Source organism: Nonlabens sp., from assembly GCF_018401815.1.
GTDB lineage: Bacteria > Bacteroidota > Bacteroidia > Flavobacteriales > Flavobacteriaceae > Nonlabens.
The window spans coordinates 238444-264544 of the sequence record NZ_JAGYKG010000005.1 but is presented as its reverse complement, the minus strand read 5'-3'; the positions used below and the strand labels follow the sequence as shown (position 1 = coordinate 264544).

General features: G+C 37.2%; 26 protein-coding genes. 12 read left to right on the top strand and 14 right to left on the bottom strand.

The features are described from left to right. The first annotated feature begins 1 nt into the window (after window position 1). Window positions 2–643 carry an SDR family oxidoreductase gene (locus tag KG732_RS11265; RefSeq protein ID WP_213523705.1) on the top strand — a complete coding sequence of 214 codons (642 nt, stop codon included), beginning with the start codon at window positions 2–4 and terminating at the stop codon, window positions 641–643. A 94-nt stretch (window positions 644–737) separates the two neighbouring features. Here KG732_RS11265 and KG732_RS11260 read toward each other — a convergent pair whose 3' ends face one another. Continuing rightward, window positions 738–2189 carry a glyceraldehyde-3-phosphate dehydrogenase gene (locus KG732_RS11260; RefSeq protein ID WP_213523702.1) on the bottom strand — a complete coding sequence of 484 codons (1452 nt, stop codon included), beginning with the start codon at window positions 2187–2189 and terminating at the stop codon, window positions 738–740. 358 nt (window positions 2190–2547) lie between these two features. Here KG732_RS11260 and KG732_RS11255 point away from each other — a divergent pair, with 358 nt between their 5' ends. The 3 genes from KG732_RS11255 to KG732_RS11245 all read left to right on the top strand — a co-directional run bounded on the left by KG732_RS11255 (window position 2548) and on the right by KG732_RS11245 (window position 4131). Continuing rightward, window positions 2548–2883, top strand: coding sequence for a PadR family transcriptional regulator (locus tag KG732_RS11255; RefSeq protein WP_213523700.1), 336 nt, complete (start codon window positions 2548–2550; stop codon window positions 2881–2883). A 1-nt stretch (window position 2884) separates the two neighbouring features. After that, window positions 2885–3595 (top strand): hypothetical protein, encoded by a 711-nt coding sequence (locus KG732_RS11250; protein ID WP_213523698.1) that lies wholly within the window; start codon window positions 2885–2887, stop codon window positions 3593–3595. 269 nt (window positions 3596–3864) lie between these two features. Next, window positions 3865–4131, top strand: coding sequence for a hypothetical protein (locus KG732_RS11245; protein ID WP_213523696.1), 267 nt, complete (start codon window positions 3865–3867; stop codon window positions 4129–4131). Here KG732_RS11245 and KG732_RS11240 read toward each other — a convergent pair. Further along, entirely contained in the window at window positions 4112–5521 is a 1410-nt protein-coding gene (locus KG732_RS11240) for a trypsin-like peptidase domain-containing protein (protein ID WP_213523694.1), read from the bottom strand. The genes KG732_RS11245 and KG732_RS11240 overlap by 20 nt on opposite strands. A gap of 118 nt (window positions 5522–5639) precedes the next feature. On the opposite strand from KG732_RS11240, the gene dapF reads away from it, so the two are divergent. The 4 genes from dapF (at window position 5640) to KG732_RS11220 (ending at window position 8962) form a co-directional block, all read left to right on the top strand. Further along, window positions 5640–6422 carry a diaminopimelate epimerase gene (dapF, locus tag KG732_RS11235; protein ID WP_213523692.1) on the top strand — a complete coding sequence of 261 codons (783 nt, stop codon included), beginning with the start codon at window positions 5640–5642 and terminating at the stop codon, window positions 6420–6422. Beyond that, window positions 6419–6943, top strand: coding sequence for a GNAT family N-acetyltransferase (locus KG732_RS11230; RefSeq protein ID WP_213523683.1), 525 nt, complete (start codon window positions 6419–6421; stop codon window positions 6941–6943). Before dapF ends, KG732_RS11230 begins: the two co-directional genes overlap by 4 nt. Then, window positions 6933–7976 (top strand): endolytic transglycosylase MltG, encoded by a 1044-nt coding sequence (mltG, locus tag KG732_RS11225; RefSeq protein ID WP_213523681.1) that lies wholly within the window; start codon window positions 6933–6935, stop codon window positions 7974–7976. The genes KG732_RS11230 and mltG overlap by 11 nt, the downstream gene beginning before the upstream one ends. Before the next feature lie 350 nt (window positions 7977–8326). Then, the gene (locus tag KG732_RS11220) at window positions 8327–8962 is read left to right on the top strand and encodes a peptidoglycan-binding protein LysM (protein ID WP_213523667.1); all 636 of its coding nucleotides are present in this window, start codon (window positions 8327–8329) and stop codon (window positions 8960–8962) included. Between the two features lie 73 nt (window positions 8963–9035). On the opposite strand, the gene KG732_RS11215 is transcribed toward KG732_RS11220, so the two are convergent. The 5 genes from KG732_RS11215 to KG732_RS11195 form a co-directional block, all read right to left on the bottom strand. After that, on the bottom strand, window positions 9036–9431 hold the full coding sequence (locus KG732_RS11215; RefSeq protein WP_213523665.1) for a DUF2721 domain-containing protein: 396 nt from the start codon (window positions 9429–9431) through the stop codon (window positions 9036–9038). 34 nt (window positions 9432–9465) lie between these two features. After that, complete coding sequence (locus tag KG732_RS11210; RefSeq protein ID WP_213523663.1) at window positions 9466–10137, bottom strand: YggS family pyridoxal phosphate-dependent enzyme; 672 nt, start codon at window positions 10135–10137, stop codon at window positions 9466–9468. A gap of 2 nt (window positions 10138–10139) precedes the next feature. Continuing rightward, window positions 10140–11357 carry a DUF1015 domain-containing protein gene (locus KG732_RS11205; RefSeq protein ID WP_213523660.1) on the bottom strand — a complete coding sequence of 406 codons (1218 nt, stop codon included), beginning with the start codon at window positions 11355–11357 and terminating at the stop codon, window positions 10140–10142. Between the two features lie 422 nt (window positions 11358–11779). Further along, complete coding sequence (locus KG732_RS11200; protein WP_213523658.1) at window positions 11780–12667, bottom strand: 3-hydroxyacyl-CoA dehydrogenase family protein; 888 nt, start codon at window positions 12665–12667, stop codon at window positions 11780–11782. A 57-nt stretch (window positions 12668–12724) separates the two neighbouring features. Beyond that, the gene (locus KG732_RS11195) at window positions 12725–13693 is read right to left on the bottom strand and encodes a Gfo/Idh/MocA family protein (RefSeq protein ID WP_213523657.1); all 969 of its coding nucleotides are present in this window, start codon (window positions 13691–13693) and stop codon (window positions 12725–12727) included. Window positions 13694–13841: 148 nt separating this feature from the next. Here KG732_RS11195 and KG732_RS11190 point away from each other — a divergent pair, with 148 nt between their 5' ends. Then, entirely contained in the window at window positions 13842–14483 is a 642-nt protein-coding gene (locus KG732_RS11190) for a protein-L-isoaspartate(D-aspartate) O-methyltransferase (RefSeq protein WP_213523770.1), read from the top strand. A gap of 226 nt (window positions 14484–14709) precedes the next feature. Here KG732_RS11190 and KG732_RS11185 read toward each other — a convergent pair whose 3' ends face one another. Next, complete coding sequence (locus KG732_RS11185; RefSeq protein ID WP_213523655.1) at window positions 14710–16452, bottom strand: sodium:solute symporter family protein; 1743 nt, start codon at window positions 16450–16452, stop codon at window positions 14710–14712. A 116-nt stretch (window positions 16453–16568) separates the two neighbouring features. Here KG732_RS11185 and pfkA point away from each other — a divergent pair, with 116 nt between their 5' ends. The 3 genes from pfkA to KG732_RS11170 all read left to right on the top strand — a co-directional run bounded on the left by pfkA (window position 16569) and on the right by KG732_RS11170 (window position 19618). Beyond that, window positions 16569–17555, top strand: a complete 987-nt coding sequence (gene pfkA / locus KG732_RS11180) for a 6-phosphofructokinase (RefSeq protein ID WP_213523653.1) — start codon at window positions 16569–16571, stop codon at window positions 17553–17555. 122 nt (window positions 17556–17677) lie between these two features. Then, the gene (gap, locus tag KG732_RS11175; protein WP_213523651.1) at window positions 17678–18682 is read left to right on the top strand and encodes a type I glyceraldehyde-3-phosphate dehydrogenase; all 1005 of its coding nucleotides are present in this window, start codon (window positions 17678–17680) and stop codon (window positions 18680–18682) included. 69 nt (window positions 18683–18751) lie between these two features. Further along, on the top strand, window positions 18752–19618 hold the full coding sequence (locus tag KG732_RS11170) for a BadF/BadG/BcrA/BcrD ATPase family protein (protein WP_213523649.1): 867 nt from the start codon (window positions 18752–18754) through the stop codon (window positions 19616–19618). 72 nt (window positions 19619–19690) lie between these two features. Here KG732_RS11170 and KG732_RS11165 read toward each other — a convergent pair whose 3' ends face one another. The 6 genes from KG732_RS11165 to KG732_RS11140 all read right to left on the bottom strand — a co-directional run bounded on the left by KG732_RS11165 (window position 19691) and on the right by KG732_RS11140 (window position 26066). After that, window positions 19691–20206 carry a CIA30 family protein gene (locus KG732_RS11165; RefSeq protein ID WP_213523647.1) on the bottom strand — a complete coding sequence of 172 codons (516 nt, stop codon included), beginning with the start codon at window positions 20204–20206 and terminating at the stop codon, window positions 19691–19693. A 114-nt stretch (window positions 20207–20320) separates the two neighbouring features. Further along, a complete protein-coding gene (locus KG732_RS11160) occupies window positions 20321–21022 on the bottom strand; it encodes a hypothetical protein (RefSeq protein ID WP_213523638.1) in 702 nt (233 codons plus the stop codon). 79 nt (window positions 21023–21101) lie between these two features. After that, window positions 21102–23255 (bottom strand): DUF349 domain-containing protein, encoded by a 2154-nt coding sequence (locus KG732_RS11155; RefSeq protein ID WP_213523636.1) that lies wholly within the window; start codon window positions 23253–23255, stop codon window positions 21102–21104. 65 nt (window positions 23256–23320) lie between these two features. Next, window positions 23321–24112 carry a shikimate dehydrogenase gene (locus KG732_RS11150; RefSeq protein ID WP_213523634.1) on the bottom strand — a complete coding sequence of 264 codons (792 nt, stop codon included), beginning with the start codon at window positions 24110–24112 and terminating at the stop codon, window positions 23321–23323. Continuing rightward, window positions 24087–25106 (bottom strand): DUF368 domain-containing protein, encoded by a 1020-nt coding sequence (locus KG732_RS11145; protein WP_292900730.1) that lies wholly within the window; start codon window positions 25104–25106, stop codon window positions 24087–24089. The genes KG732_RS11150 and KG732_RS11145 overlap by 26 nt, the downstream gene beginning before the upstream one ends. Beyond that, complete coding sequence (locus KG732_RS11140) at window positions 25107–26066, bottom strand: DUF368 domain-containing protein (protein WP_213523632.1); 960 nt, start codon at window positions 26064–26066, stop codon at window positions 25107–25109. It abuts the gene before it with no gap. Window positions 26067–26101: the final 35 nt, after the last annotated feature.

The following is a 26101-nucleotide window of genomic DNA, read 5'->3' as shown; positions in this document are numbered from 1 at the left end:
AATGGAACAAGTACTCATAGCAGGCGCTACCGGCGCGACAGGAAAAAAAATCATTAATTTTTTAAAAGAATCTCAATATTTCGAACCTATAGCGATGATTCGTAAAGAGGATCAAAAATCTTTTTTTGAAGATCAAAACGTTCGATGGATTTTAGGAGACCTTTCAAAAGACGTTTCACATACTTGCAAAAACATGGATAAAGTCATATTTGCAGCTGGTTCTGGAGGTTCAAATGTAGTAGAGATAGATCAAGAAGGAGCAAAGAGGTTCATAGATGCTTCCAAGTCTAATAACATCAAAAAATTTGTTATGTTAAGCTCCATGGGTGCTGACCAACCAGAAGAAATGGAAGAGTTGCACGATTATATGGTAGCCAAACACAAGGCTGATATTTATCTTAGAAATAGCAGACTCAATTATGCGATTGTACGGCCAGGCGCATTTACTAATGAAGCGGGCACACAACACATAGAATTATCGCATAAATTAAAGGAGCAAGGATCCATTTCTAGGACAGATGTCGCTCAGGTACTAACCAGAGTACTACACGACGATACAGCAAATAAGGAGACCTTGGAAATTATAAAAGGAGGTAGACTCATCGGTAAAGCACTAGAGACCATGAGTACTGTGGAGGTGTAGTACCTTCCTTAAAACGAATAGAAATCAAAAAAGCCATCTCAAATAGAGAAGGCTTTTTCACGTTTTAGCAAATTCCGACAAGAATAGTCCACTTTTAATAGTAGGTAAATCTTCTCACTTTCGCAATATATTTAGCCAACCTGATGACTTGGTGACTATATCCGTACTCATTATCATACCAAACATAAATCACTACATTTTTACCGTCAGGACCTACAATGGTAGCGTTAGAATCATAGATAGAAGGCGCATTAGACCCTATGATATCGCTGGAAACCAATTCGTTATCAATAGAGTATTTGATTTGTTCTACCAGATCACCTTCTAACGCATATTTCTTAAGCGTGGCATTAAGCGCATCTTTGGAAGTAGCCATTTCTAATTCCAAATTTAAAATAGCTAAAGAACCATTAGGTACTGGAACTCGTATGGCATTAGAGGTTAATTTCCCTTCAAAAGAAGGAAGGGCTTTGCTTACTGCTTGACCAGCTCCAGTTTCTGTAATGACCATGTTCAACGCAGCAGCACGACCGCGACGGTACTTGCTGTGCATATTATCTACTAGGTTTTGATCGTTGGTATAAGCATGTATGGTTTCTAAATGTCCCTTTATGACACCAAAACTATCTTCTATCGCTTTTAAAACAGGGGTAATGGCGTTTGTAGTACAACTAGCAGCAGAGAAAATAGCTACGTGATCTGGATCGTGTTCTAGATGATTAACGCCGTGTACGATATTAGGGATGCCTTTCCCAGGTGCTGTAAGTAACACTTTATGGGCACCTTTTGCTTTTAAGTGATGTGCTAAGGCAACATCATCCCTAAAAGCCCCCGTGTTATCAATAATTAGAGCATTGTTAATACCGTAGGCCGTATAATCGATATCTTCTGGAGCGTTGGCACTTATGATCTTTACTGTTGTCCCATTAATAATTAAAGACTCCTGCTCTACATTATAGCCTACTGTTCCAGAAAAATCACCGTGAACACTGTCTTGTGCTAGGAGTGAAGCGCGTTTCTCTAAAACAGATGCTGTAATGGCTCCACGAGTAACTATAGCACGTAATCTAAGTTGGCTTCCTTTTCCTGCCTTAGTCATCAATTCGCGAGCGAGTAACCTACCTATACGTCCAAAACCATAAAGAACTACATCTTTAGGTGTAATCTCTTGCGTTTTTTGGGCATCTCCTAATTTGCTCATCACAAAACTCATGGCATCTTGCATTTCATTTTCCTCCAAATGGTACTCATAAGTAAGTTTACCTATGTCGAGTTTAGATGGCGGCAAGTCTAAGGATAAAATAGCCTGAGCAATTTCCACACTATCAAAAACCGAAATAGGCTTTTGAACAAATTGGCCAGCATATTCATGTAAATTGATGATTTGGCTCACGTTTCTATCGATCAACTGGTTTCTAAAAATAACCAATTCTATAGACCGGTCGTACCATAAATCACTTACAGCTTTAATAAAAGCAACAGCCGCACGTCGTCTGTCAGTTTGAAAAGCCAGCTCTTTTTCATAAGTATCTATTGGGTTACTCATAACTGTAGGTTTAGTAAGTTTTATTTTTTTTTGCAAAAGTAATCATACTATAACGTTATAGTAACATTAATTTTGACTTAATTCTATTTTTTTTGGGTTCAATACTTTCTTCGGTAATCCAATAGAAGCATAACTGTTGCGCTTTCGCGAAAGCGAGCCAAATCAATTGTTTTCATACACATATCAGATTTCCTTTTTACAATGACTAGGCCGTAGTGGGTCGATGAGTTTTATAGCAAAGCAAACTACCGCAACTGGAATTTAAATTTAAGTTTAGATTTTGTCTTTTGTTTTGATTTTGATTTTATTTGGTTTTACCTAAGAATCTTATGTATATTTACATCTAAGATTCTTAGGTATGTCACATAATCAATTGTATAGAGGTAGCCTGACCACCATAATTTTGCGATTACTAGAGCAGGAGGGGAAGATGTACGGTTATGAAATCACTCAAAAAGTCAAGGAAATAACAGGGGGTCGTATGGATATTAAAGAAGGGGCTTTATACCCATCCCTTCATAAACTGCAGGCAGAAGGGCACCTAACAGTGGAAGCTGAAAAGGTAGAGAACCGAATTCGTAAATATTATTCGCTGACACCACAAGGAAAAAAACAAACGCTTGCCATGCTCTCCGAATTGCGGGAGTATATGGAAAACATGCAAGCCATTACCAATCCTAAATTAGTTTTTTGATATGATCATCAACGATTCTCAGTTAAAACAACTTTATACATTTACTCAAAAGCATTATGTAGAATGGTATGATTTACAGATGGAGTTGGTAGACCATTTAGCAAACGGAATTGAAGCACAATGGAAAGAAAATCCTCATCTTAGCTTTGAAGATGCGCTCCAAAAGGAGTTTAAGAAATTTGGCGTTTTTGGCTTTATGGAGGTAGTGGAAGAGCGGCAGAAATCTCTAAGTAAAAAGTATTCAAAATTAATATGGAAACACGTGCTAGTTTTCTTTAAAATCCCTAGGATATTCATGCTCTTGGTGTTCAGCTTTTTAGTTTTCTATTTGTTGAGAATTTTGACCCTATCAGCCGACTATTTTATAGCGGTGGTATTTATCTTATGTCTCGGTTATCTTGTGGTGTTGACGGTTTCAAATTACCGAAATAGAAAGCGAGCGCAAGAAAGAGGAGAAAAGAAATGGTTGTTTAAAGATATTATGATGCAGCAGGGCGCAGGTTTTGGGTTAGCTTTATTACCTATTCACTTTTTTAATTTCATTCTGCCCAATACAGAGTCCTTTGCAAGTCTAAATGCGTATGTGTTAGCTGGCATCAGTTTTTTGTTTGTTTTGATGTGTGTAATGGTCTATGTGATGCTCGTAGAACTACCCAAACGAGCAGAAGTATACCTTCAAGAGACCTATCCAGAATACCAACTAGTAGATTAAGCAAATTAAAAATAAACCCCCAAACGTTTTTTGATCATTTGGGGGCTTTAGAATGTATAACCAGCAAAATAAAAGTTGCTTTCTTGTAGGAGATAAGAACCCGAACCCGTTCATTTCCCAACAGCGGCCTGAAGTCCACCGCTACGGATCTGTGTGGTCGCCTTCGGCATTCTTCCTATGACGCAGAATGAAGTTTGCCTTTTTGTTGAATAATTTACAGGACATTTTTTGATAATTTAAAGAATAAATGAAGCCGATAAAACTTTTTTATGCTCAAATTTTTTATTTTTCATACATACCTCATACCTCATACCTCATACCTCATACCTCATACCTCATACCTCATACCTCATACCTCATACCTCATACCTCATACCTCATACCTCATACCTCATACCTCATACCTCATACCTCATACCTCATACCTCATACCTCATACCTCATACCTCATACCTCATACCTCATACCTCATACCTCATACCTCATACCTCATACCTCATACCTCATACCTCATACCTAATCCATCGTATATCTAAAACGTTCTGTTTCGCCAGCACTGTTTTTCATTTGTATCAAAATGGTAGCACTAGGAGGTAGGCTTCTTAATATTTGTTGCACATCCTCAATGTTTTTAACCTCCTCGTCATTAATTTTTGTGATGATATAATTGCTCATATCATACCTAGAAAGTCCGCCAGTTGTAGCGACTATTTTCACTCCATCACTGACTTTAAACTTTTTGCGATCATCATCGGTAAGATTGCGCAAATTCATACCAATAGAAGGAATACTAGCCGTATTGTTTTTGGTAAGTTCTATACGTACATCTATAAAGTTTTTATTTCTTAATACCTTTGCCACGACCACATCTCCCGGATTTTTACTATTGATATAACCTGTTAGGTCTGAAAATTTCTGTAATTGGATGTCATCGATTTTAGTAATCACATCACCGCTGCGCAGTCCAGCAATGGCAGCTCCACTATTCTCAACAACCTCAGAAACAAAAATCCCTTCACTCTCATCAATGCCTAATTCATCTGCAATATTACCATTAAGCTGGCCACCGCTTATTCCTAGCATGCCTTTTTGAACAAAACCAAACTCCATGAGATCGTTTATTATTTTACGAGCATTGTTAGAAGGAACTGCAAAAGAGTAGCCTACGTAAGATCCTGTTTTAGAAGCTATGGCCGTATTGATACCTATCAACTCTCCATTTGTATTGACCAGCGCTCCACCAGAGTTACCAGGATTAACGGCAGCATCTGTTTGTATAAAGCTTTGAACGTTAGCATCTGTTTCATCGAGATCACGACCTTTGGCACTTATGATCCCTGCGGTTACGGTACTGTTCAGGTTAAAAGGATTTCCTACAGCAAGAACCCACTCGCCAATTTTCGTCTGGTCAGAGTCACCAAAGACGATATAAGGCAAGTCTTCATCAGTATCAATTTTTAATAATGCGATATCGCTATTAGGTTCTGTTCCTATAAGTTGTGCTTTGTATGTCTTATTGTTATTTAAAGTGACCTCTAAATCACGAGCCTTATCAATCACATGATTATTGGTTACTATATAACCATCTTCTGTGATAATAACACCACTGCCACTTCCTATAGCTTCTCTATACGGTACACGACCAGATCTTAAATCTGACCAAGACTGTGGTACCCTTGCAAGCGTTTTGTTTTTAACATGAACTACTGCGTGAACAGTCTTTTCGGCAGCTTGTGTAAAGTCAACTCCTGCAATAGATGTTGCTGTTACATAATTTACGGGAGACACAGGTAGGGTATCTTCTATGTGTCTTTGTTTTGAATAAGTATGCTGCAGAAGATCTTCCTCAAAAAAGAATTTATAAGATCCTAAAACAACTGCGCCACCTAGGATGGCTATCCCTAATGTTTTGATAAATGATTTCATGTACAATTTGTTTGATATTATCTATAACCTAAAATTACAGATAGAATTGTGTTAAAAAAATAGGTTTAACGCTGTTTAACACTTCAACAATTCATTCACTTACTGTATTTTTGTAGGAATGGAAACTATCACATTCTTTAAATATCAAGGTACAGGTAACGACTTTATAATCATTGATAACCGGAAGCACTATTTTGATAAAAAGGATACCAAGCGTATCGCCCAGCTATGCGATAGAAAATTTGGAATTGGTGCCGACGGATTGATGTTGTTGGAACACCACGATGACCTTGATTTTAAAATGCTGTATTACAATGCAGATGGAAATGAAAGCAGTATGTGTGGAAATGGAGGCCGTTGTTTGGTAAGTTTTGCGCAGTTTTTAGGAATTGTAGAAGACCAAGCGAGCTTTGAAGCTATAGACGGGGTGCATCATGCACATTTATTTGATAACGGCAATGTCAGTCTGCAAATGACTAACGTACCTGTAGTACAAGTATTCGACGGACATGTATTTACCAATACCGGATCACCACACCACGTCGAGTTAACAGATGATCTGGATCATATAGATGTGGTTGCTCAAGGAAGGCTTTTAAGGAATGAGTTATACGGTAACGAAGGGGCCAACATCAACTTTGTGGAGCCACAAGGAGGTCATGTTTTTAAAGTACGCACTTACGAACGTGGTGTAGAAGACGAGACGTTGAGCTGTGGTACAGGAGTTACCGCAGTAGCATTAGCTATGCACCGCACCCAACAAACTAGGAATAACGAAGTAATTTTGCAAACACCAGGAGGGGAGCTTAAGGTTAAATACCAGCCCACACCACAAGGTTATGAAGATATTTGGCTTACCGGTGCTGCGACACAAGTTTTTAAAGGCGAGATCCACGTATGAGGTTACAAAATGACATATGTAGCTTGCGAGCCGTTGATCCTGAAGATTTAGATTTTATCTATGAACTTGAAAACAATCCAGATTTATGGGAATTTGGTCATACACTCACTCCGTTTTCTAAATTTACCATTAGAGAATATTTAGAGAATGCACACCGAGATATCTACGAAGTAAAGCAATTGAGATTGGCTATTTGTAATCCTAAAAATGAAATAAAAGGAGTCGTAGATTTGTATGACTTTGATCCGTATCACAAACGCGCTGGTGTGGGAATTGTGATTTCTCAAGAATCAGACCGAGCACGGGGCCTAGCTACTTCTGGGTTGGAATTAATCATAGACTATGCTTTTAAACATTTGAGGCTACATCAATTATATGCAAGTATAAGTGAAGATAATCTTGCAAGTCGCAAACTCTTTGAAAGGCTCCGCTTTCGCGAAAGCGGAATTAAAAAGGACTGGATCGCCACAGAAAAATCGTATAAGAACGAACACCTTTATCAACTGATCAATGAATACTAATTACAAAAAAATCCTGCTTGGAATAGTGCTGGTAGGACTTGTTATCATGGGGTTTTTTGCCTACCATGTCTGGGCGGTACTCTTTTCCCCTAACACTAATTTTGAGTCAGAAACCTACGAGGTTTTTATTCCAACAGATGCCGATTACAACACCGCTTTTTTGATCATCGCAGATGCAGTTAAGAATCGAGAAGATTTACATACTACTGCTGTAAAAAAGAAATACAATGAAAACGTAAAGCCAGGTCGGTTTCTTATTAAAAAGGGTTCTAGTAATAATGACATCATCAACACCGTGCGCAGCCAAAACATGCCTATTAAGGTGACTTTTAATAACCAAGAACGCCTAGAGAACCTAGCTGCAAGGTTGTCACAACAAATGGAACCGGACAGCCTTAGTTTTTTAAAAGCCATGCGCGACCCCGCTTTTTTAAAAGAGAATAAACGGAATACTCAAAACGCATTGAGTATCTATTTGCCCAATTCGTATGAAACTTATTGGAATACAACAGCAGCTGATTTTAGGGATAAAATGTTGGCATATCACAACCAATTTTGGAGCGCAGAAAAACGTGCGAAAGCAAAAAAACGAGACCTTTCACCAAGTGAGGTTTACATACTAGCTTCTATAGTTCAAAAAGAAACTGCTAAGGTGGACGAAATGCCTAGAGTGGCTGGTGTGTATCTTAACAGACTTTCAAAAGGCATCAAACTCGACGCAGATCCTACCGTAATTTATGCAAAGAAATTATCAGAAGCTGACTTTGACCAGCAAATCAAGCAGGTGCTTTATGGGCATTTAAAAATTGATAATTCGTACAATACTTATAAGTATTCTGGTTTGCCACCAGGCCCTATTGTTACTCCAGATCTAACAGCCATCAATGCGGTGTTGCACCCAGAACATCACGACTATTTGTATTTTGTAGCTGATGTACAGAATTTCGGTTACCATAAATTTGCCAAAACACTTTCCCAACACAATCGCAATGCTGCCGAATACAGAAGGTGGATTGCTAAGAATAACAAGTGATTTTTTCAATTGTTGTACCAATCAATAAACATTGGTGTGTTTTGATTGGTATCCAATACATCCAATTTAATAATTTGTTGAGGCTAATGCCACAGCTCCTATAAAATTAGGTGTTATATTAGGAATAAGAGATGTTGTTTTCATCACCCTAAGTTGACTAACAATTTGATGATACTGATCAAGCCTACTTCATATAAAGTCTCCTTATGACACCCCCCCTTATGGTTATTGAACTGGTTTATTCCTCATATTAAGTTATTTAACAGTTCTCTGTAGTTTAATAGAGATAGTATTGTAAATTTGCATTGATTTATAGAAAGAAGTGACAGAGACTTTCGAAAACAACATTTATGAGATCACAATATGTGAGTTTTTTAGCTTTACCAGTACTTTTATTGATGAGCTTTTCGGTTTTCAAGTTTGTGAATACCGACTCTTACACTACTGAAGCGCCAACTATAGCGGTGATGGATTTAAAAAAAACGGGTCCTTTTAAGGGAGTCGAAGAAAAAGAAGACATCAGTCTTCGGGACTACTCACTGGCCACTTCTAGCGCTGATAGTTTTGTATCCTTTAAAGAAGCTCTTGCTTTTAAAGAGTCCAGAGGTCAGCACTGGCGAGTAAATACCTTGGGATATATGGGAAAATACCAATTTGGTAAGGTGACACTGGCTCATTTTGGAGTTACCGACACCATAGCATTTCTACATTCTGTAAGACTTCAAGAACGTGTGTTTATCCAAAACTTACGTTATAACAACAAGTCACTCCAATCCTATATCAATCAATACGAAGGCAAAACCATCGCTGGTGTGAAGGTTACTCAAAGCGGTATGCTGGCGGCAGCCCATCTTTCTGGACCAGGAGGCGTAAAGAAGTTTTTGAAATCTAATGGGCGTATAAGCAATAAAGACGCTTACGGTAGTAGCGTAAGGTCGTATATGAAAAAATTCGGAGGATATGATTTAACCGATGTGCTTCAGTAAAAAATCCTAGTGTAACATAAAATAAAAGGGAGGAGTCGGCTGATTTCCTCCCTTTTTTTGCTTTTGGAAAGAATCAATTATTTTTTCCTATACTTTTTAACTGTATGCTCAACGCTTTTGTAGAAAGCTGCACCTCTATCAACGATAGAATAAGCGACATCATTAAAGCTACTAAGCTCGTTCCAAAAACGATATTTGCCCAAAAACTCAGTTCAATATAGATAAGAAACATGGTGATAACTGCCAGTAAGAAACTCACAATAGCTACGGCTTGCATGTTTTTTATAATGGTTAATCGCTTTCTCAATTTCTGTACCTGTAAACGGGCAGTTTCTGATGCGTTTTCTTCGTACTTCGTATGCAAACTTCTGATCAAAGCAGCAATAGCAAGATACCTTGCATTATATGCAAGCATGGTTAATGAAATAGCCGGGAAGAGTAGTGCTGGTATGCTAAGTGTTAGTTCCACAAATGAAATTTTTTATTCAAATACCTGTTCAAGTTTAGTTTCTGCTTCCAAAAATGGCGCTACCTATACGAATCATCGTAGAACCTTCTTCCATCGCAATTTCATAATCTCCAGTCATTCCCATCGATAATTCGGTAAAATCATGTCTGGAAGAGAGCAACTTCTCTTTTTGTATTTTTTTAAACAAATCAGCTAGACTTCTGAATTCTTCTCTTACCTGATCTTTGTTTTCCGTAAAAGTAGCCATTCCCATAAGTCCTTTAATTTGAATATGTTCGTACTCCTTAAAAGCTTGGTCTTGGAGTAAGGCAATTAATTCTTGCTCATCAAAACCAAATTTAGAATCTTCTTGTGCCACATGTATTTGTAGTAAACAATTGATCACTCGATCGTTATTTTTTCCTTGTTTATTGATTTCCTTCAACAATCTTGGAGAATCTACACTGTGTATCAAATGCACATAAGGGGCCATATACTTTACTTTATTGCGCTGCGTATGACCTATCATATGCCAGTGAATATCCTTGGGAAGTGCTTCCCACTTTTCTGTCATCTCCTGAATTTTATTTTCGCCCAGATGTCGTTGTCCTGCCTCATAAGCCTCTTGAAGATCACTTATAGGTTTAGTTTTACTAACAGCTACGAGAGTGGCTTGTGGTTCTACGCTTTCGCGAAAGCGTAACAGTGATTCTTTAATTGTGCTCATTTCTAAAATTCATAAATTATTAAACCGCTAGGCAGTTTGGGACGGATAAAAGTACTTTTAGGAGGCATTCTCAGATCGGCATCTGCAATAGATTTCATCTGTTCTACTGTAGCTGGAAATAGGCCGAAACCTACTTCAAACTCCCTCTTATCGACACGTTCTTTGATATGAACCATATCGTGTTTCCCATAACTGTACTTGATCCTGTCATTATTACGTAAATCTTCAATTCCTAAAATAGGTTGTAAAACTAAGTCATACAACATTTGGGTATCTAAGTCCTGTAAGGGAGTCGTGATTTTGTACAAGCTCTTACGCAAATAAAGGCTGTAAAAATCTCCATCTAAATACATACTGAAATGATGTTTCTTAGAAGGTCGGTACAATTCATGACCTCGATTTTGAATTCTAAAATGCTGGTCGAGTTGTATTAAAAACTCCTGTTTACTCAGTCCATTTAAATCAGTTACCTGTCTGTTAAATTCATAAATATGCAGCTGACTTTCGGCAATAAGTAAACTCATAAAATAATGATAAGTCTCTTGCTGTCCATTCATTTCTTGAGAAAGCAAGCTAGAGCTTGCACTTCGGTGGTGCCCGTCTGCAATATATAGTTCTGGAATTTCTTTAAATTGATTTTCTATAGACTGAATCAATTCTGGGTCCGTAACTGCCCAAATTTTATGCGAATTGAAATCAGTAGTTGAAAAATGCTGGTCTGGCAAATTAGTCTTGACGTGTTGGATGATTTCGTTAATACTTGGCTGGTCTTTATAGGTAAGTAAAACTGGTTCGGCATTAAAACCTACCGTCTTGAGGTAGTCCTTAAACAAGATCTCTTTAAGACTTAACGTATCTTCATGTTTTTTAATTATAGTGTCTTGATAGTCTTGAGTACTTGTTCCTGCTATAATCCCAGTGTAAGAATGGTGTGGGTCCGTGTTTTCATAAACGTAAAATGCAGGGTGTTCTTCTTGTACTAAGTAGGCTTCCTCCTTAAATTCCAAATACCTGTTTCTTACTAAATTGAAACGATCTGCACCAGTAATTTCTTGTTGAAATTTATATCCTGGATTTAATACGTGTAAAAAGCTATAGGGATTGTATTGGAGTTGAGCTTTAAGTTCCTTTTTATCGTAATCTTGATAGGTGCGCGAGATAACGTGTGCAGCGATATCAGTTGCAGCTCTTACTCCTCTAAATGGTTTTATTTTAGGCATTTAATAGTGATTTGATTTGAACTATTTGTTGCTTATCATTTTTAATGATTCGGTAATCGGATTCAAGAATTCTATGATTTTCGATTTTCTGCTATTGTTTTTAATAAATTTAAAACAGCTTTATATTAATTAAAATGTAAGCTGTGCCTCTTGATTCGGTAGTTTTTAAGTGATCATCACCTCCCAATTTGTCAGCGATTCAGTGTTTCTTATTCAATTAAAGGTATGTTTAAATAAGTTATAAGATCCTAATAATCGATAATTTATACCTTGCTGATGTTGGGATACTAGAGATGTAAAATCTTTAATATCCCGCATAGAGCAACAGCACTTGTTAAATGCTGCTAGTTGATCACCCATTGTAGAACATCTGTTTACTGTTTTTGAGTAGCAATGAGTTGGATGAGTTAGGAGTGAGGTGCCTATTGGAAACTCTTGCTTACGACTTCTGCCTTTCTTGATGCCGAATAATCATAGAATCCTTCCCCAGATTTCACTCCTTTTTTACCAGCCATCACCATGTTAACTAATAAAGGACATGGGGCATATTTAGGATTTTTAAACCCGTCGTGCATTACATTAAGGATGCTTAAACATACATCTAGTCCTATAAAATCGGCCAGTTGTAAGGGTCCCATAGGATGCGCCATTCCTAGTTTCATCACGGTATCAATTTCTTCTACACCAGCAACACCGTTGAACAAAGTCTCTATAGCTTCGTTAATCATCGGCATTAAAATACGGTTAGCTACAAATCCAGGATAATCATTTACCTCAGTAGGTGTTTTTCCCAATTGCTTTGAAAGCTCCATAATGGTAGTGGTTACTTCATTACTAGTAGAATAACCTCTTATAATTTCTACCAGTTTCATGATAGGCACAGGATTCATAAAGTGCATGCCTATAACCTTATCTGGTCGTTGAGTGGCCGCAGCAATTTGTGTAATGGAAATAGAAGAGGTGTTGGTAGACAATATACAGTCTGCAGGAGCGAATTGATCTAAATCACCAAATATCTGTAGTTTTAAACCTAGGTTTTCTGTTGCTGCTTCTACGACTAGATCCGCTTTTGAAACTCCCTCCTTTAAATCTGTAAAAGAAGTAATATTATTTAAAGTAGCTTCTTTATCAGCTTCTGTAATGCGCTCTTTTGCAATCATGCGGTCTAAATTTTTGGCAATAATGCCTAAACCTCGATCAATAGATTCTTGTGATCTATCTACAAGAGATACCTTAAATCCTGATTGTGCAAATGTGTGTGCGATACCATTTCCCATGGTTCCTGCTCCTATAACGGTTACGTTTTTCATAGTTAAGTTATATATGATTTTCCGATTTGATGCGGATTTTATTTTTATTATTCTTTATTAAAGGGATCTAAATTCTTTTATGATCTTTAAAGCCACGTCTAATGCGGCAGTTCCATCTTCTAAATTTACTATAGGCCTGGTGTCATTTTCTATAGCATCGGCAAAGGTTTCAAGTTCGTCTAGAATGGCATTGTTATCTGCTACATCAGGATTGTCAAAATAAATTTGTTTTTTGATTCCTTCTGCATTTTGTAGGATCATATCAAAATCTCCTGGAACTACGGGCGCATTCTTCATACGCACGACTTCTACTTTTTTGGTTAAGAAATCTACAGAGATGTAAGCGTCTTTCTGAAAGAAACGCGCTTTACGCATAGTTTTGAGGCTGATACGACTTGCAGTGAGATTTGCCACACAACCGTTTTCAAATTCGATACGTGCATTGGCTATATCTGGTGTTTCAGAAATCACAGATACTCCGCTAGCGCTTACACTTTTGACCTTGCTTTTTACAACGCTTAAAATAGCGTCTATATCGTGAATCATCAAATCCAATACGACACTGACATCAGTTCCTCGAGGATTGAACTCTGCTAAGCGATGGGTTTCTATAAACATGGGATTATCAAAACGGTCAGCTACAGACCTAAAGGCAGGGTTGAAACGTTCTACTTGTCCTACTTGCCCTTTTAAGTTCTGCTTTCGCGAAAGCGAGATCAGTTCTTGGGCTTCTTCTACGGTTACGGTAATGGGTTTTTCAATAAAAAGGTGTTTTCCAGCTTCTAACACCTTTACACCGCACGCATGATGGTAAGAAGTCGGAGTGACCACATCAATCATATCGCAAGCAGCGATGAGTTGGTCCACGTCTGAATAATAAGTATACCCTAAATCGGCTTCAATTTGGGCAGCGTATTCAGGATTGGCATCGTAAAAGCCTACCAATTCATATCGCTCGCTTTGTTGTAATAATTTAAGGTGAATTTTACCTAGGTGACCAGCACCGAGAACTCCAGCTTTAAGCATAGTTATTGCATTTTTGTAAAAATAGGGAAATGAACGTTAAATAATCGTTAGCAACAGGAATCTTCTAAGGATTTATCCATGCTATTTTGTTGAAAAAAGATGAACATAAAAAGCGAAATATCCATGTCATGAGGCTATTTTTGACTTTATCAAAGACAACTACATACATAAAGGAAAACGCCGCCAACTGGTGGAGATGATGCGTTCAAAAGGCATCAGCGATGAGTCGGTTCTAAATGCTATGAATCAAGTGCCTAGGCATTTATTTCTAGACAGTTCTTTTTTAGAACACGCGTATCAAAATAAAGCCTTTCCTATTGGAGCAGACCAGACCATCTCGCATCCTTATACCGTCGCTTTTCAAAGTCAGTTGCTCCAATTGAAACCTGGGCACAAAGTTTTAGAAATAGGAACAGGGAGTGGATATCAATGTGCTGTTTTACTAGAAATGAAAGCACAGGTCTATACGATTGAGCGTCAAAACGAGCTGTATAAAAAGACGAGTTTGCTTTTTGGAAAACTGAATTACCGACCTAAAAAATATGTTTTTGGAGACGGGTATCAAGGCCTTCCAGAAGAAGCTCCTTTTGATTCCATCATTGTTACATGTGGCGCACCCGAGATACCACAAACTTTGTTAAGCCAAGTCAAAATAGGAGGTAGGTTGGTTATTCCCGTAGGCAGTGATTCGCAAATCATGACCTTGATTATTCGAGAAAGCGCAACAGATTTTTCTAAAGAAACTTTTGGCGAATTTCGTTTTGTACCTTTTTTAGGTGGGAAGATATAAATGTTTCTACCTAGGCAGTCGACATATGCATTAATATAGCGCTTGTAATGCTTAACCATTCTACACAAAGCGACTCTCGATACCTTTTTGATTCCTAAGAAGCTGGTATCCAATCAGTCCTATAATTTGCGTACTTTTTTTTAATTGAGTTGGATATTAGTTAAGGGTGAATCAAAACATCATTCGATTGTTAGTTGCCAAGCGATTTATGCAGCTTGAAAAAGAGCTAAAAAAGTTTTTTTCTTAAAACAATAATTCCTGAAGTACACGCAATAAAAACCCCTAGTAATGCAAAACCTATTTCCAATTGGCCATAGAGCAATTTACCAGTAGCAAATAACAAACTGTAAACCCCCATTACTCCAAATAGAAAGCCTAGTGTCTTGAATTGGAAGTTGTGAAACTTTGATTCTTTGCCAAAAATAGCAGCATGAAAACCATCTATAGTTTTTTGGTTACTTGTATCAGTTAGGAAGGTCACAGTCAACCAAGATATACTGGTAATCAATACGTTGATGCATATCATTTCCCAACTTTGCAGATCTCCAAACAACTCGTTTTTCAATCCTAATTCTGTACTGGAATTGATAAAAAATAAGACGGCCATGCAAAAAGAAACTGCCATTGCAGTAAGTTCTGACCACGGATTAATGCGGTACCAAAACCACCTCAAAATAAATAACAATCCAGATCCCGCACCTATTTGTATGATCAGGTCAAAGGCAAATTTAGCTTCTTCCAGAACAAAAGAAAGTGATGCAGCACATACCATCATAAGAACCATGGAAAATTGTCCTGTAATAACTTTTTGTTTTTCGGTGGCACTTTTACGGATAAACCTTGCATAAAAATCATTTACTACGTAACTGGACCCCCAATTCAAATGTGTTGAAATAGTGCTCATAAATGCTGCAACTAGAGAAGTTACTACCAGTCCTAATAACCCAGCGGGTAAAAAGGTCAGCATCGCTGGATAGCTCAAATCATCTTTGATAAAGCTTGGGTCGAGATTAGGAAATGCCACTGCTAAAGATTCCAGATTGGGATATAGGATAAGAGAAGCTAGTCCTATAATGATCCACGGCCAAGGGCGTAATGCATAATGTGCGAGATTAAAAAACAATACTGCCCAAGTGGCATTTTTTTCATCTTTAGCTGCCAGCATGCGTTGGGCGATATAACCACCTCCGCCAGGTTCAGCCCCGGGGTACCATGTGCTCCACCACTGCACAGCAATAGGAACAATGAATATCCCCATCATCAAATCGGTATTAGAGAAGTCTGGGAATACATTTAATTTGTCTTGTACGTTGGGATGTGCAATTAGATTTGCCATACCGTTGATTTCTGGCAGGTCCAGAATGTACCATGTCGCCCAAATAGAACCAACCATAGCAATAATAAATTGAACAAAATCAGTAATTAAAACTCCTTTTAATCCCCCGAGTAAGGAGTAGGCTAGAGTGACTATAGAGGCATAGGTAAGGGTAGTTGCAGCACTAAAACCAAACATAACATGTCCTATTTTGATAGCAGCAAGGCAAACGGTTGCCATTATAATAATATTAAAAACGACTCCTAAATACAAGGCTCTAAAACCTCTTAAAAACGCGGCACTTTTACCGCTGTATCGCATTTCATAAAATTCGAGGTCTGTGGTGATGCCACTGCGACGCCATAAGCGTGCATAAAAAAACACCGTGAGCATTCCAGTAAGTAGAAAGGCCCACCATACCCAATTTCCAGAAACACCATCTGCTCTTACAAGTCCAGCCACAAGATTGGGGGTGTCTGCTGCAAAAGTAGTAGCGACCATAGATACACCTAACAACCACCAAGGCATATTCCTTCCAGAAAGATAAAAGGAGGAACTGTCTTTGGAGCTTCTTTTGGAGACGATAAGTCCAATAGCTAGAGATATCAAAAAGAAGAGAATAATGATGCAAATGTCTATGAATTCTAATTTCATGAATAAAAGTTATTAACGATAACGATTGAATTTTCTTAAAACGATAAATATAGAATAATTCACTACTTTCACTCGTAAAACTTTAATAGATTAGCACAGTTTTTATTAAAAATTCAATGAACAATAAGATTAATAAAATAGGTGTCATGACCTCGGGAGGGGATTCTCCTGGAATGAATGCCGCCATTAGATCAGTGGTGCGTACTTGTGCCTTTCACCAAATAGAGTGTATTGGGATCTATAGAGGCTACCAAGGTTTAATAGAAGGAGACTTCAAAGAAATGGACGCTCGCAGTGTGAATAACATCATCAATAAAGGTGGAACCATACTTAAAAGTGCCCGTTCTAAAGATTTTAGGACTAAGGAAGGTAGGAAAACCGCTTTCGCGAAAGCGAGAGAAAAAGGTCTTGACGCTATAGTAGTTATTGGAGGAGATGGAAGTTTTACTGGTGCCATGATTTTTTCTGAAGAATTTGATTTTCCAATGATGGGAATACCAGGAACTATAGATAATGATATTTATGGAACTTCTTATACACTAGGTTATGATACTGCCTTAAATACGGTAGTTGAAGCAATTGATAAAATAAGAGACACGGCAAGTTCTCACGACCGTCTGTTCTTTGTTGAAGTAATGGGAAGAGATGTAGGCCATATTGCATTAAATGCTGGTGTTGGTGCTGGAGCTGAAGAGATTTTAATTCCTGAAGAGGATTTAGGAAAGGAGCGATTGATTGAAAGCTTAAAGAGATCGAGACTTTCAGGAAAATCGTCTAGTATAGTAGTTGTGGCCGAAGGAGATAAAACAGGAGATAATGTTTTTGAATTGAAGGATTACGTTGAAGCCAATTTACCGGAATATGATGTACGTGTTTCTGTATTAGGTCATATGCAACGTGGTGGCTCACCATCCTGTTTTGATCGGGTACTCGCCAGTCGCATGGGAGTAAAGGCAGTAGAAAGTCTGCTAGAAGGAAAAACAAACTACATGGTAGGAATAAGAGACACCCAAATGGTGCTTTGTCCTATTGATCAAGCAGTGAAAGGCAAGACAGATATAGATATCGAATTGATACGTGTAAGTGATATCATGACCACTTAATAAAAAGAACAGGGCCAACTGTTTAGAATTAGTGAAGGAATTAAATTCATTGGGTGCCTTTAATGTATCCAGTGTGCCTATTAAAAGAATAGTATAATTTAAATAATTTAAATAATTTAAAAATGAGTAAAAAATTGAGATTAGGAATAAACGGATTTGGACGTATAGGTCGAATAGTTTTTAGAGCAACGTTAAATAGAGAAAATGTTGAAGTTGTCGCTATAAATGATTTAGTGGATGTTGAGCAACTGGCTTATTTACTAGAGTATGATTCTGTGCACGGCCGTTATGGTGGTACGATCGAGATCAAAGATGGTAATTTAATCATCGATGGTATTGAAGTTCGTGTGACTAGCGAGCGCGATCCAAAAAATCTAAAGTGGAACGAAGTAGACGTAGACGTTGTTGCAGATTGCACAGGGATATTTACCGAGCTTGATAATGCGCAAGCTCATATTGATGCAGGGGCAAAGAAAGTAGTCATTTCTGCACCATCTAAGACAGCTCCTATGTTTGTTATGGGTGTAAACGATTCTGAGTTAACCGCAGCTCACACCATTGTTTCCAATGCCTCTTGTACAACAAACTGTCTGGCACCTATGGCAAAGATTCTAAATGACAACTTTGGTATCAAAGAAGCATTAATGACTACAGTTCATGCCGCTACAGCTACTCAACAAACTGTTGATTCTCCAAGCAAAAAAGACTATCGATTGGGACGCAGCACGTTGAATAATATCATTCCTGCAACAACTGGTGCTGCTGTAGCAGTGGCCAAGGTAATTCCTTCTCTGCAAGGCAAATTGACGGGTATGGCTTTCCGAGTTCCAACAGTAGATGTGTCTGTTGTAGATTTAACGGTAAAGTTAGAAAAGGAGACTAATCTTGAAGAAATACATGCTGCTTTTAAGAAAGCCTCTACAGGTGCAATGAAAGGAGTGGTAGGATACACTGATGAAGCGGTTGTTTCTCAGGATTTTGTTGGTGATGCTCGCACAAGTATCTATGATGCAGCTGCTGCTATCGAATTGAATTCGACATTCTTTAAATTAGTAAGCTGGTATGATAATGAGTTTGGTTATTCTAGCAAACTAGTTGACCTTGCAGAAAAGGTTAACAGTTTATAAATTCTTAAAAAGAGTTGTGATTGCTCCAATTACAACTCTTTTTTTATTTATTAATTTCAAAGTAATTTTATGATTCTTATTGTAGATAGTGGTTCTACCAAATCTGATTGGATAGCCCTAGATAATGGTGGCGAGATATTGTTTAAATCACGTACTCGTGGAATGAATCCAGCTATTCTTTCAATTAACCAACTCTTAGAGCGCATAGAAGAAAGTGAAGAACTGGTGGCTCACAAAGACCGGATTAGTAAAGTTTTTTTCTACGGTGCCGGATGTGGTACAGAAGACCCTAGGAATGCTTTAGAAAATTTGCTCAAGAGGTATTTTCATAACAGTGAGGTAGAAGTTAAAGAAGACACAGCTGCAGCTGTATATGCTGCTGTGGGAGATCAACCAGGTGTAGTTTGTATATTGGGCACAGGATCTAATTGTTGTTTTTCTGATGGCAAAAAGATAGAGCAACGTGTAGTTTCTTTAGGATATACTCTTATGGATGAAGCTAGCGGTAATTGGTATGGAAAGAATCTATTAAGGGATTACGGTTTTAAAAACATGCCAGTTGATCTAATGGTTAAGTTTGCAGAGTTGTACAATATGGATCCAGATTTCATTAAGTTCAATCTATACAAACAACCTAATCCCAATGCCTATTTAGCAAAACATGCCGAGTTTATTTTTCAAAACTTAGAGGAACGTTATATTAAAAAACTGTTGAGAAAAGGATTGCGTAAATTCTCTCGCAATATGATTTTACAATTTAGAGAAGAGATCAAGTCTCATGAAGTTCATTTTGTGGGAAGTATTGCTCATTTTGCTCAAGCAAGAATTAAACAAGTTGCTGCAGAGTTTGGCTATGAGGTGGGGAATATCGTCCGTAGACCTATAGATGGTTTGGTTGATTATCATATCAAAAAGATACAAACAATAACTCCTTAGCTGATAGTATTTAAAGATAAAAGCCATTTCAATCATTTGAAATGGCTTTTTTGTTTACTGAAATCAGTTGTATTAAATAAATCTAATGCATTCAATATCTAACTGAAAGGGTCCTGTTATTTCTTCAGCAACATGAAAATTATATCTTAAAACATGATTTAAAACAGATTCATCTAATTTTTTATCAAGTATTTGCCTCAATTTGGCATGTTTAAATTGATGTATAGGAAGTTGTACGGTCGTCCAATGGTGGGGCAACGTATAAATCATAGAGACTAACTTTTCATTTTGCCAGCCTTCATTATATTCTATTTCAAAAGCATAAGGTCGACCATCTGTTTTTAGCTTGATTTCAATAAGGCTATAATCACTTAAATCTTGCTCAATTTTATTAGATCTCATGCAGCTCCAAGCAGAGTTGTTGATATTTCTAATGATTCCGCTATAGGTAATCCAATCTTGTTGCTGTTCCAATTTACTGGTAGATTTTCCACCAGTTAATGTATCATTAAAAGTGATCCAGCGGTAACGGTACTGATTCATTCCGAAGAAAATTTCTTTCGGTGTAAATTTTATTGCTTTTTTCATTTTTAAGGGAATTATTGTTAAAAAAATCAAAGTCATGCAAGTTAAACCAATAATACTTAATTATACAAGATTAAACCTCCAATAGTTATGAAATAAATTAACAACTGTTAAATATCAATCTTTTTGCATAATCATTTCGATTGATTTTGTTGTGGTACAGTTAAAAAAATAATAAGAACTATTTGTATCATGTTGACGGTATTCCAATAAAAAATTCATAGATTTTAACGTTCTATAATCGACATTGTTAATGCGCCATTGAGGATAACCTCCTATATATACAGAGTAATTACTCTTTTCACTATTCTTACAAGCAAGAGTATACAAGCTCCAAGGATGATTCTTATTTATAGAAACTATCCATTTATGTATAGAGAGAAATCGATGTATCAGCTCTTCCCATATAGGATAACTCCTACATTTAAGTATTCTTTGTTTTTCCAATATTTTTTTGATTTCTATATGGCTGCTATCAAAATTAGTTACACATAATCGATGTTTTTCACATTGGTTAAAATTTTTATCAGTGTCAACAAAAAGAGTTAAGAGTTGATCATGAAGAATAAAACTACCTTTAAACTGCATAGGCATTCCCTTTTCATTAGTAGGAATTTCTTCGATATGATCAGGTATCATGGTGTTGTATTGTGCACTAACTTCTGTATAGACTACGGCATGTAATGCTATTGTTTTTAGTTGTTTATTAACGCTATCGATATCTTTTTGGGTAATTGAGATTTGTTGAGTCTTGCTCTTCATCAACATCTCATAGTATGAGATCGATTTTCCTAAAAGCTTTTGAAGGTATGTAAACATTTATAATTGGTATTTGTTTCCTATCTAAAAAGAGCGCTGATATACATCAGCGCTCTTTTTAGATCAATTCAAAAGAATATTATTCTGTAGACTCGGCAGTGTCTTCCTCTTCTGAGGTTTCATTTTCTGCAGCGTCTTCCTCTTCATCTTTTTGAATTTGACGTTGAAGGATGTTCAATTGCTTTTGCTTTTCTTTAATCACATCTAATTCTTTAGACAACTCAGAAATATTCTTTCTTTGTTGAACTAAAAACGGATTCTTATCATCTTTCGCATTGATAAACTGAAGATTGTTTTCCAGTTGTCGCACTTCATCTTGGATTTCATCACGTCTTTTCTTTAAATAGAAACGTTCATTTTTGAAATCTTGAATATCCCCGCTTTTTAAGCTGGCTAATTTGTTTTGATACTTCAACATTTCAGCATCTACGGCACTTAATCCGGCAGCTTTTAGTTTTGCCTGAAGCAATTTTTCAAATTTTTCTTGGATCATGCGTTTGCTGTAAGGCACGCGACCTATACTTGCCCAATCTGCCATATGTTTTTCTACTTCAGATAGCATGCTTGCTTTATCATCCTGAGGAATCATTTCTTTTAAAGCATCATAAACTTTCATTTTAGCATCAAAGTTATCTACTTCTTCCTTATTATCTTCTTTTTTCTGTGCCGTCTTCTTTTCAAAGAATCCATTACACGCCTTTTGAAAACGCTTCCATATCTTATCGCTGTCTTTTCTAGGTACATGACCTATTTGCTTCCATTCTGATTGTATGCGTTTCATGACCTGCAATCCTTCGTTAAAATTCTCGCTGTTTTGATGATCTTCAGCAATAGCGATTAATTTCATTTTTGCCTCTAGATTATTTTGTTGCTCTTTTTTAAGGCCCTTATAGAAATCGTTTTTAACTTTATTGAATTCTCTAGTTCTTGCTCTAAATTGAGTCCACAATTCATTATTAACGGTTTTAGGAGCTGGACCAGTAGAAGTAAACAACTCCCTTAAGACATTAATTTCTTCTAATCTTTCTTGCCATTCTCTGTGATTCTTTGCTCCTTTTGCTGTTATTTTTGCAATTTCAGCTACAATATTCTCTTTTACCAGCTGGTGGTGAGCACTCATTTTATCTCGCTCATCATAATAGGCTTGGCGTTTATCATGAATCACCTTTGTCGCTGCACTAAATTCGTCCCAAATAGGATCTCGTTCTTCCTTTGCTACTGGACCAGAGTCTTCTTTCCACATGCGGTGAAGTTCCTGTAATTCTCTTAGTGCTTTATGTATATTTTCTTCACTACCCAATTCTATTGCACGAGTGATGATTTTTTTTCTAAATTCAAGATTACGTTCAAAATCCTTATCCCGCAGCTCTTTACTCAGATCTATATAATCATAAAAATTTTGAGTGGCAAGACGGTAATCTTCCCAAGTAATGTTATACGCATCGTGAGGTATAGTTCCTGTAACTTTCCATTTCTCTTGGAGGCTGTGAAACTTCTTAAATGTAGTTCCAATAGTTTCTTCTTGGTTGATCAGCAACTTGATGCCTTCTATGATTTCTCTGCGCTTTTCAAGATTGAGTTCTTGTTGTTTGCGTTTATCTCTTTGAAATTGACCCTTCTGTTTTCTGTATAAGGAATGTAGATCATAGAATTCTGTCGCAAACTGATTTTTGTATTCAAACTCCGGAGCAACAGCCTCATCACTAGGTGGATGTTGCTCTTTAAATTTTTCTAGAGCTTCTTTATTGGCTTCAGCTTCAGCACTTTCAAAGGCTTTTTTGATGTCTTCAGCTTGTGATCTAAAACTGTTGATAGGATACTCTTGCATTAAATGCCTTAACTCTGTTATTAAAGCTGGCATCTCCATGGAGTCATAATCCTTTTCTTCAATTTCCTTTACGCTATCTTCTTCTGGCTCATTATCATCTTCATCTTCCTCAGAGTCCACGATCATAACAGGAGATTTACCAGCGGTTTTCCTTTCTTCTAGAATGGCATCTTCATGAGTGGTAGAAGTATCTTCTAGCTTCTTTGAGACTTTATTAGAACCAAGTTTGATAGGCTCTGAACTCGCATCATCACTGTCGGTAGTTTCTTGACCTTGAACCTCTTGTTTGAGGGTTGTAGCTTCTTCTAGCATGGCATTTTCCAAAGCATCTTGTGCATCTAGTATTCTTTGATCCATTTCTGGTGAGTTTCCGTCTGCATCTTGCAGGTTGTCATTCTTTTCCATTATTTTTGATTTAATAGGCCTTGCAAGATAAATAGATTCTTCTTCAACCGCAATGCTCAATCAATTTACTTATTCCAAAGTTCCCAAGCTTTTTCTGCTTGATGCACTAACATTTGATATCCATTAATGACTTTAGAACCTCTTTGCTGTCCTAATTTCATAAACATGGTCAGCGAAGGGTTGTAAACTAAATCATAAAGTATATGAGAGGAATTCAGATGTTTGTAAGGGATATCTGGCCGCAAAGCCACCTCTGGAGTGACCCCTAAAGGTGTGGTATTGATTATAAGACTTACTAGTTCCATAACCTCTTTGGTAATGGAAGCATAATCAATGCTGAACTCGTCTTCCGGATTTCTGCTTACAAAAAGGTAAGGGATTTGAAGTGCTTCTAAGGTGTAAGCCACAGCCTTTGATGCGCCACCCGTACCCAAAATAAGTGCATTTTTTTGAATGGGTAAGAAGGGTTCTAGACTTTTTGCAAACCCATAAGAGTCCGTATTATGACCAGTCCATACATTATCTTCAATAACAATGGTATTTATAGCTCCTATAGCTTTGGCTTCTTCACTGAGTACATCAACTACATTCAGCATGTCCTGTTTGAAGGGAATGGTCACATTTAGCCCTCTAAGGATCTCACTTTTACCATTGGTAGTGCGAGTTTCCTTATGATAGGTGACGCTTTCGCGAAAGCGAGACAATAAAAACTCCCTACTCATCTCAAAGTTTTTATACTCGTGATCATAGAGTTGTAAGTTGTCAAATTTCTCAGAAAAATAAGCACGAGAAAAGCTGTAGTCCAAACGTTCTCCTACTAGGCCGAAAATGCTATTTGGGATGTTGATTTTTTCCATAACGATCTAATAAATAAACACTTAAAAGTCCTAAAATAATCATCAAAAATGCCATCCACGTGTGAGTATCATTAATTTCTGGCCAATAGCGGCTGTAATTTTCTAAAATGTTCTTTCCCGAAGCATCAATAGCTATTTTACCTGTTTCCGTTAATTGATAGACTTCCTTTTTCCAGGGCCATACTACACCAAGAGAACCGGTTATAAAACCAATAATCATGGCATTAGTTTCATTGCGGTAATGCTTAATAGTCCAGCCCAAAAGGTGAGAAAGACTTATTAAACCAACAATGGATCCCAATACAAAGGATGCGAGAATGGTGAGCATATCCATATGTGCCGGGTCGTACCACCAAGAAAAATCACCTTGTAAAATGGCGACAAGTGTATCAAAAAAAGTGTTGATACTGTCCACCAACAGCAATACATAATTGCCTAATAAAATTAAAATAAAACTGCCGCTCAAACCCGGTAAGGTCATCCCTGATATACTTACCATACCGCAAAAGAAAACAAAAATTAAATTGGTGTTTTGCCTAGCAGGGTCTAGTAGGGAAGTCCCGACTCCAATAAGGATACCTGTAGTTAAGAGCAATACGTTCCTGCGAGTCCATTCTCCATAATTTATTGATATATAGTAGATAGATCCTAGTATCATTCCAAAGAAGGTAGCCCAGACTAAAATAGGGTAGTACTGTATCAATAAATCAAAGCCTTTACTCACGGTAAAATAACTTAGTGCTTCTCCTAAAATGAGTAAGGACAAAAAACGTCCATTGATATAGTCAAAAAAAACACCGAACCTCCCCGTAAGAAGTAACTTGAAAGCTTTAAGGTTGATCTTTTGTAAAGAGTAAATAAACTCTTCATAGAATCCACCTACATAAGCTACGACGCCACCACTGATACCAGGAACCTTATTTGCGCTCCCCATAGCAACTCCTTTAAGAACAAGGAAAAATTTATCAGTAAAGGTTCTCGTAGCTTGTCGCAATTATGTTGTTTTTTTGTTAGCCCATTTTTCTAATGCTAGGATTAATATAAATCCCATAAGAGTAAGGAAAATTACGTATAATAGTTGTGGATCACCCTCAAATGAAGTTGGAGAGATGCTTTTTTCTAAAAAGGGCACCTCTTCACCATGACTGTCTATTCGGTACTTGAGAACCTCTTTCCATGGCCATAATTTGTTTAAAGAACCCACCATAAAACCAGTAAGCAAAGCTAAGGTTAGATTTTTTTGATGTTCAAAAAGCCAGGTAAGCAGTCTGGAAAACACTTTAAGCCCAAGCACACCACCTATTGCAAAAAGAAATAATTTTATAAAATAATCAAGTGCCTGACTCCAATCTCCTGCTATAACAGCTTCTAATAATCCAGAAATAGATCCTAGAACTGTTTTATAACTTCCTAATAATAACAATAAAAAGGCTCCTGAAATTCCAGGTAAAATCATTGCAATAATAGCGATGAAACCTGAGAAGATGATATACCACCAGCTTTCTGGCGAACCTAAAGGTTCGGCAACAGTAAGGTAATAGGAAATCATACTGCCCGCTATAATAGCTATAATGACGCCTAAATTCCAAGAAGAAATTTGTTTAGCGATATACAACACACTGGCGAGTACTAATCCAAAAAAGAAGGACCAAAGTAAGACCGAGTGATGCTGCAGTAAATAGGTCAGTAATTTAGAAAGGCTGAGGATGCTTATGGCAATTCCTGTAAGAAGTGCAAGTAAAAAACCAAGGTGGTATTTAGAAAAAGTGTTTTTCAACCCAATTTTAAAGAGATCTTTGAATAATTGAATGTCAATACCGTCGATGGTCCTGATTAGTTCTTCATAAATCCCAGTGATAAAAGCAATGGTGCCTCCAGATACACCTGGCACCACGTCTGCAGCTCCCATAAGAAGTCCTTTAGAAGCAACAGTTAGAAATCTTTTTACGGACATATTTTTATTTAAAATGAAATCCCAAGTGGCAGCTT

Excerpts from the sequence above, each read along its gene's own strand:
- KG732_RS11265 (WP_213523705.1), top strand. The coding sequence starts at position 2 with ATGGAACAAGTACTCATAGCAGGCGCTACCGGCGCGACAGGAAAAAAA.
- KG732_RS11260 (WP_213523702.1), bottom strand. The coding sequence starts at position 2,189 with ATGAGTAACCCAATAGATACTTATGAAAAAGAGCTGGCTTTTCAAACT.
- KG732_RS11255 (WP_213523700.1), top strand. The coding sequence starts at position 2,548 with ATGTCACATAATCAATTGTATAGAGGTAGCCTGACCACCATAATTTTG.
- KG732_RS11250 (WP_213523698.1), top strand. The coding sequence starts at position 2,885 with ATGATCATCAACGATTCTCAGTTAAAACAACTTTATACATTTACTCAA.
- KG732_RS11245 (WP_213523696.1), top strand. The coding sequence starts at position 3,865 with ATGCTCAAATTTTTTATTTTTCATACATACCTCATACCTCATACCTCA.
- KG732_RS11240 (WP_213523694.1), bottom strand. The coding sequence starts at position 5,521 with ATGAAATCATTTATCAAAACATTAGGGATAGCCATCCTAGGTGGCGCA.
- dapF (WP_213523692.1), top strand. The coding sequence starts at position 5,640 with ATGGAAACTATCACATTCTTTAAATATCAAGGTACAGGTAACGACTTT.
- KG732_RS11230 (WP_213523683.1), top strand. The coding sequence starts at position 6,419 with ATGAGGTTACAAAATGACATATGTAGCTTGCGAGCCGTTGATCCTGAA.
- mltG (WP_213523681.1), top strand. The coding sequence starts at position 6,933 with ATGAATACTAATTACAAAAAAATCCTGCTTGGAATAGTGCTGGTAGGA.
- KG732_RS11220 (WP_213523667.1), top strand. The coding sequence starts at position 8,327 with ATGAGATCACAATATGTGAGTTTTTTAGCTTTACCAGTACTTTTATTG.
- KG732_RS11210 (WP_213523663.1), bottom strand. The coding sequence starts at position 10,137 with ATGAGCACAATTAAAGAATCACTGTTACGCTTTCGCGAAAGCGTAGAA.
- KG732_RS11205 (WP_213523660.1), bottom strand. The coding sequence starts at position 11,357 with ATGCCTAAAATAAAACCATTTAGAGGAGTAAGAGCTGCAACTGATATC.
- KG732_RS11200 (WP_213523658.1), bottom strand. The coding sequence starts at position 12,667 with ATGAAAAACGTAACCGTTATAGGAGCAGGAACCATGGGAAATGGTATC.
- KG732_RS11195 (WP_213523657.1), bottom strand. The coding sequence starts at position 13,693 with ATGCTTAAAGCTGGAGTTCTCGGTGCTGGTCACCTAGGTAAAATTCAC.
- KG732_RS11185 (WP_213523655.1), bottom strand. The coding sequence starts at position 16,452 with ATGAAATTAGAATTCATAGACATTTGCATCATTATTCTCTTCTTTTTG.
- pfkA (WP_213523653.1), top strand. The coding sequence starts at position 16,569 with ATGAACAATAAGATTAATAAAATAGGTGTCATGACCTCGGGAGGGGAT.
- gap (WP_213523651.1), top strand. The coding sequence starts at position 17,678 with ATGAGTAAAAAATTGAGATTAGGAATAAACGGATTTGGACGTATAGGT.
- KG732_RS11170 (WP_213523649.1), top strand. The coding sequence starts at position 18,752 with ATGATTCTTATTGTAGATAGTGGTTCTACCAAATCTGATTGGATAGCC.
- KG732_RS11165 (WP_213523647.1), bottom strand. The coding sequence starts at position 20,206 with ATGAAAAAAGCAATAAAATTTACACCGAAAGAAATTTTCTTCGGAATG.
- KG732_RS11160 (WP_213523638.1), bottom strand. The coding sequence starts at position 21,022 with ATGTTTACATACCTTCAAAAGCTTTTAGGAAAATCGATCTCATACTAT.
- KG732_RS11155 (WP_213523636.1), bottom strand. The coding sequence starts at position 23,255 with ATGGAAAAGAATGACAACCTGCAAGATGCAGACGGAAACTCACCAGAA.
- KG732_RS11150 (WP_213523634.1), bottom strand. The coding sequence starts at position 24,112 with ATGGAAAAAATCAACATCCCAAATAGCATTTTCGGCCTAGTAGGAGAA.
- KG732_RS11140 (WP_213523632.1), bottom strand. The coding sequence starts at position 26,066 with ATGTCCGTAAAAAGATTTCTAACTGTTGCTTCTAAAGGACTTCTTATG.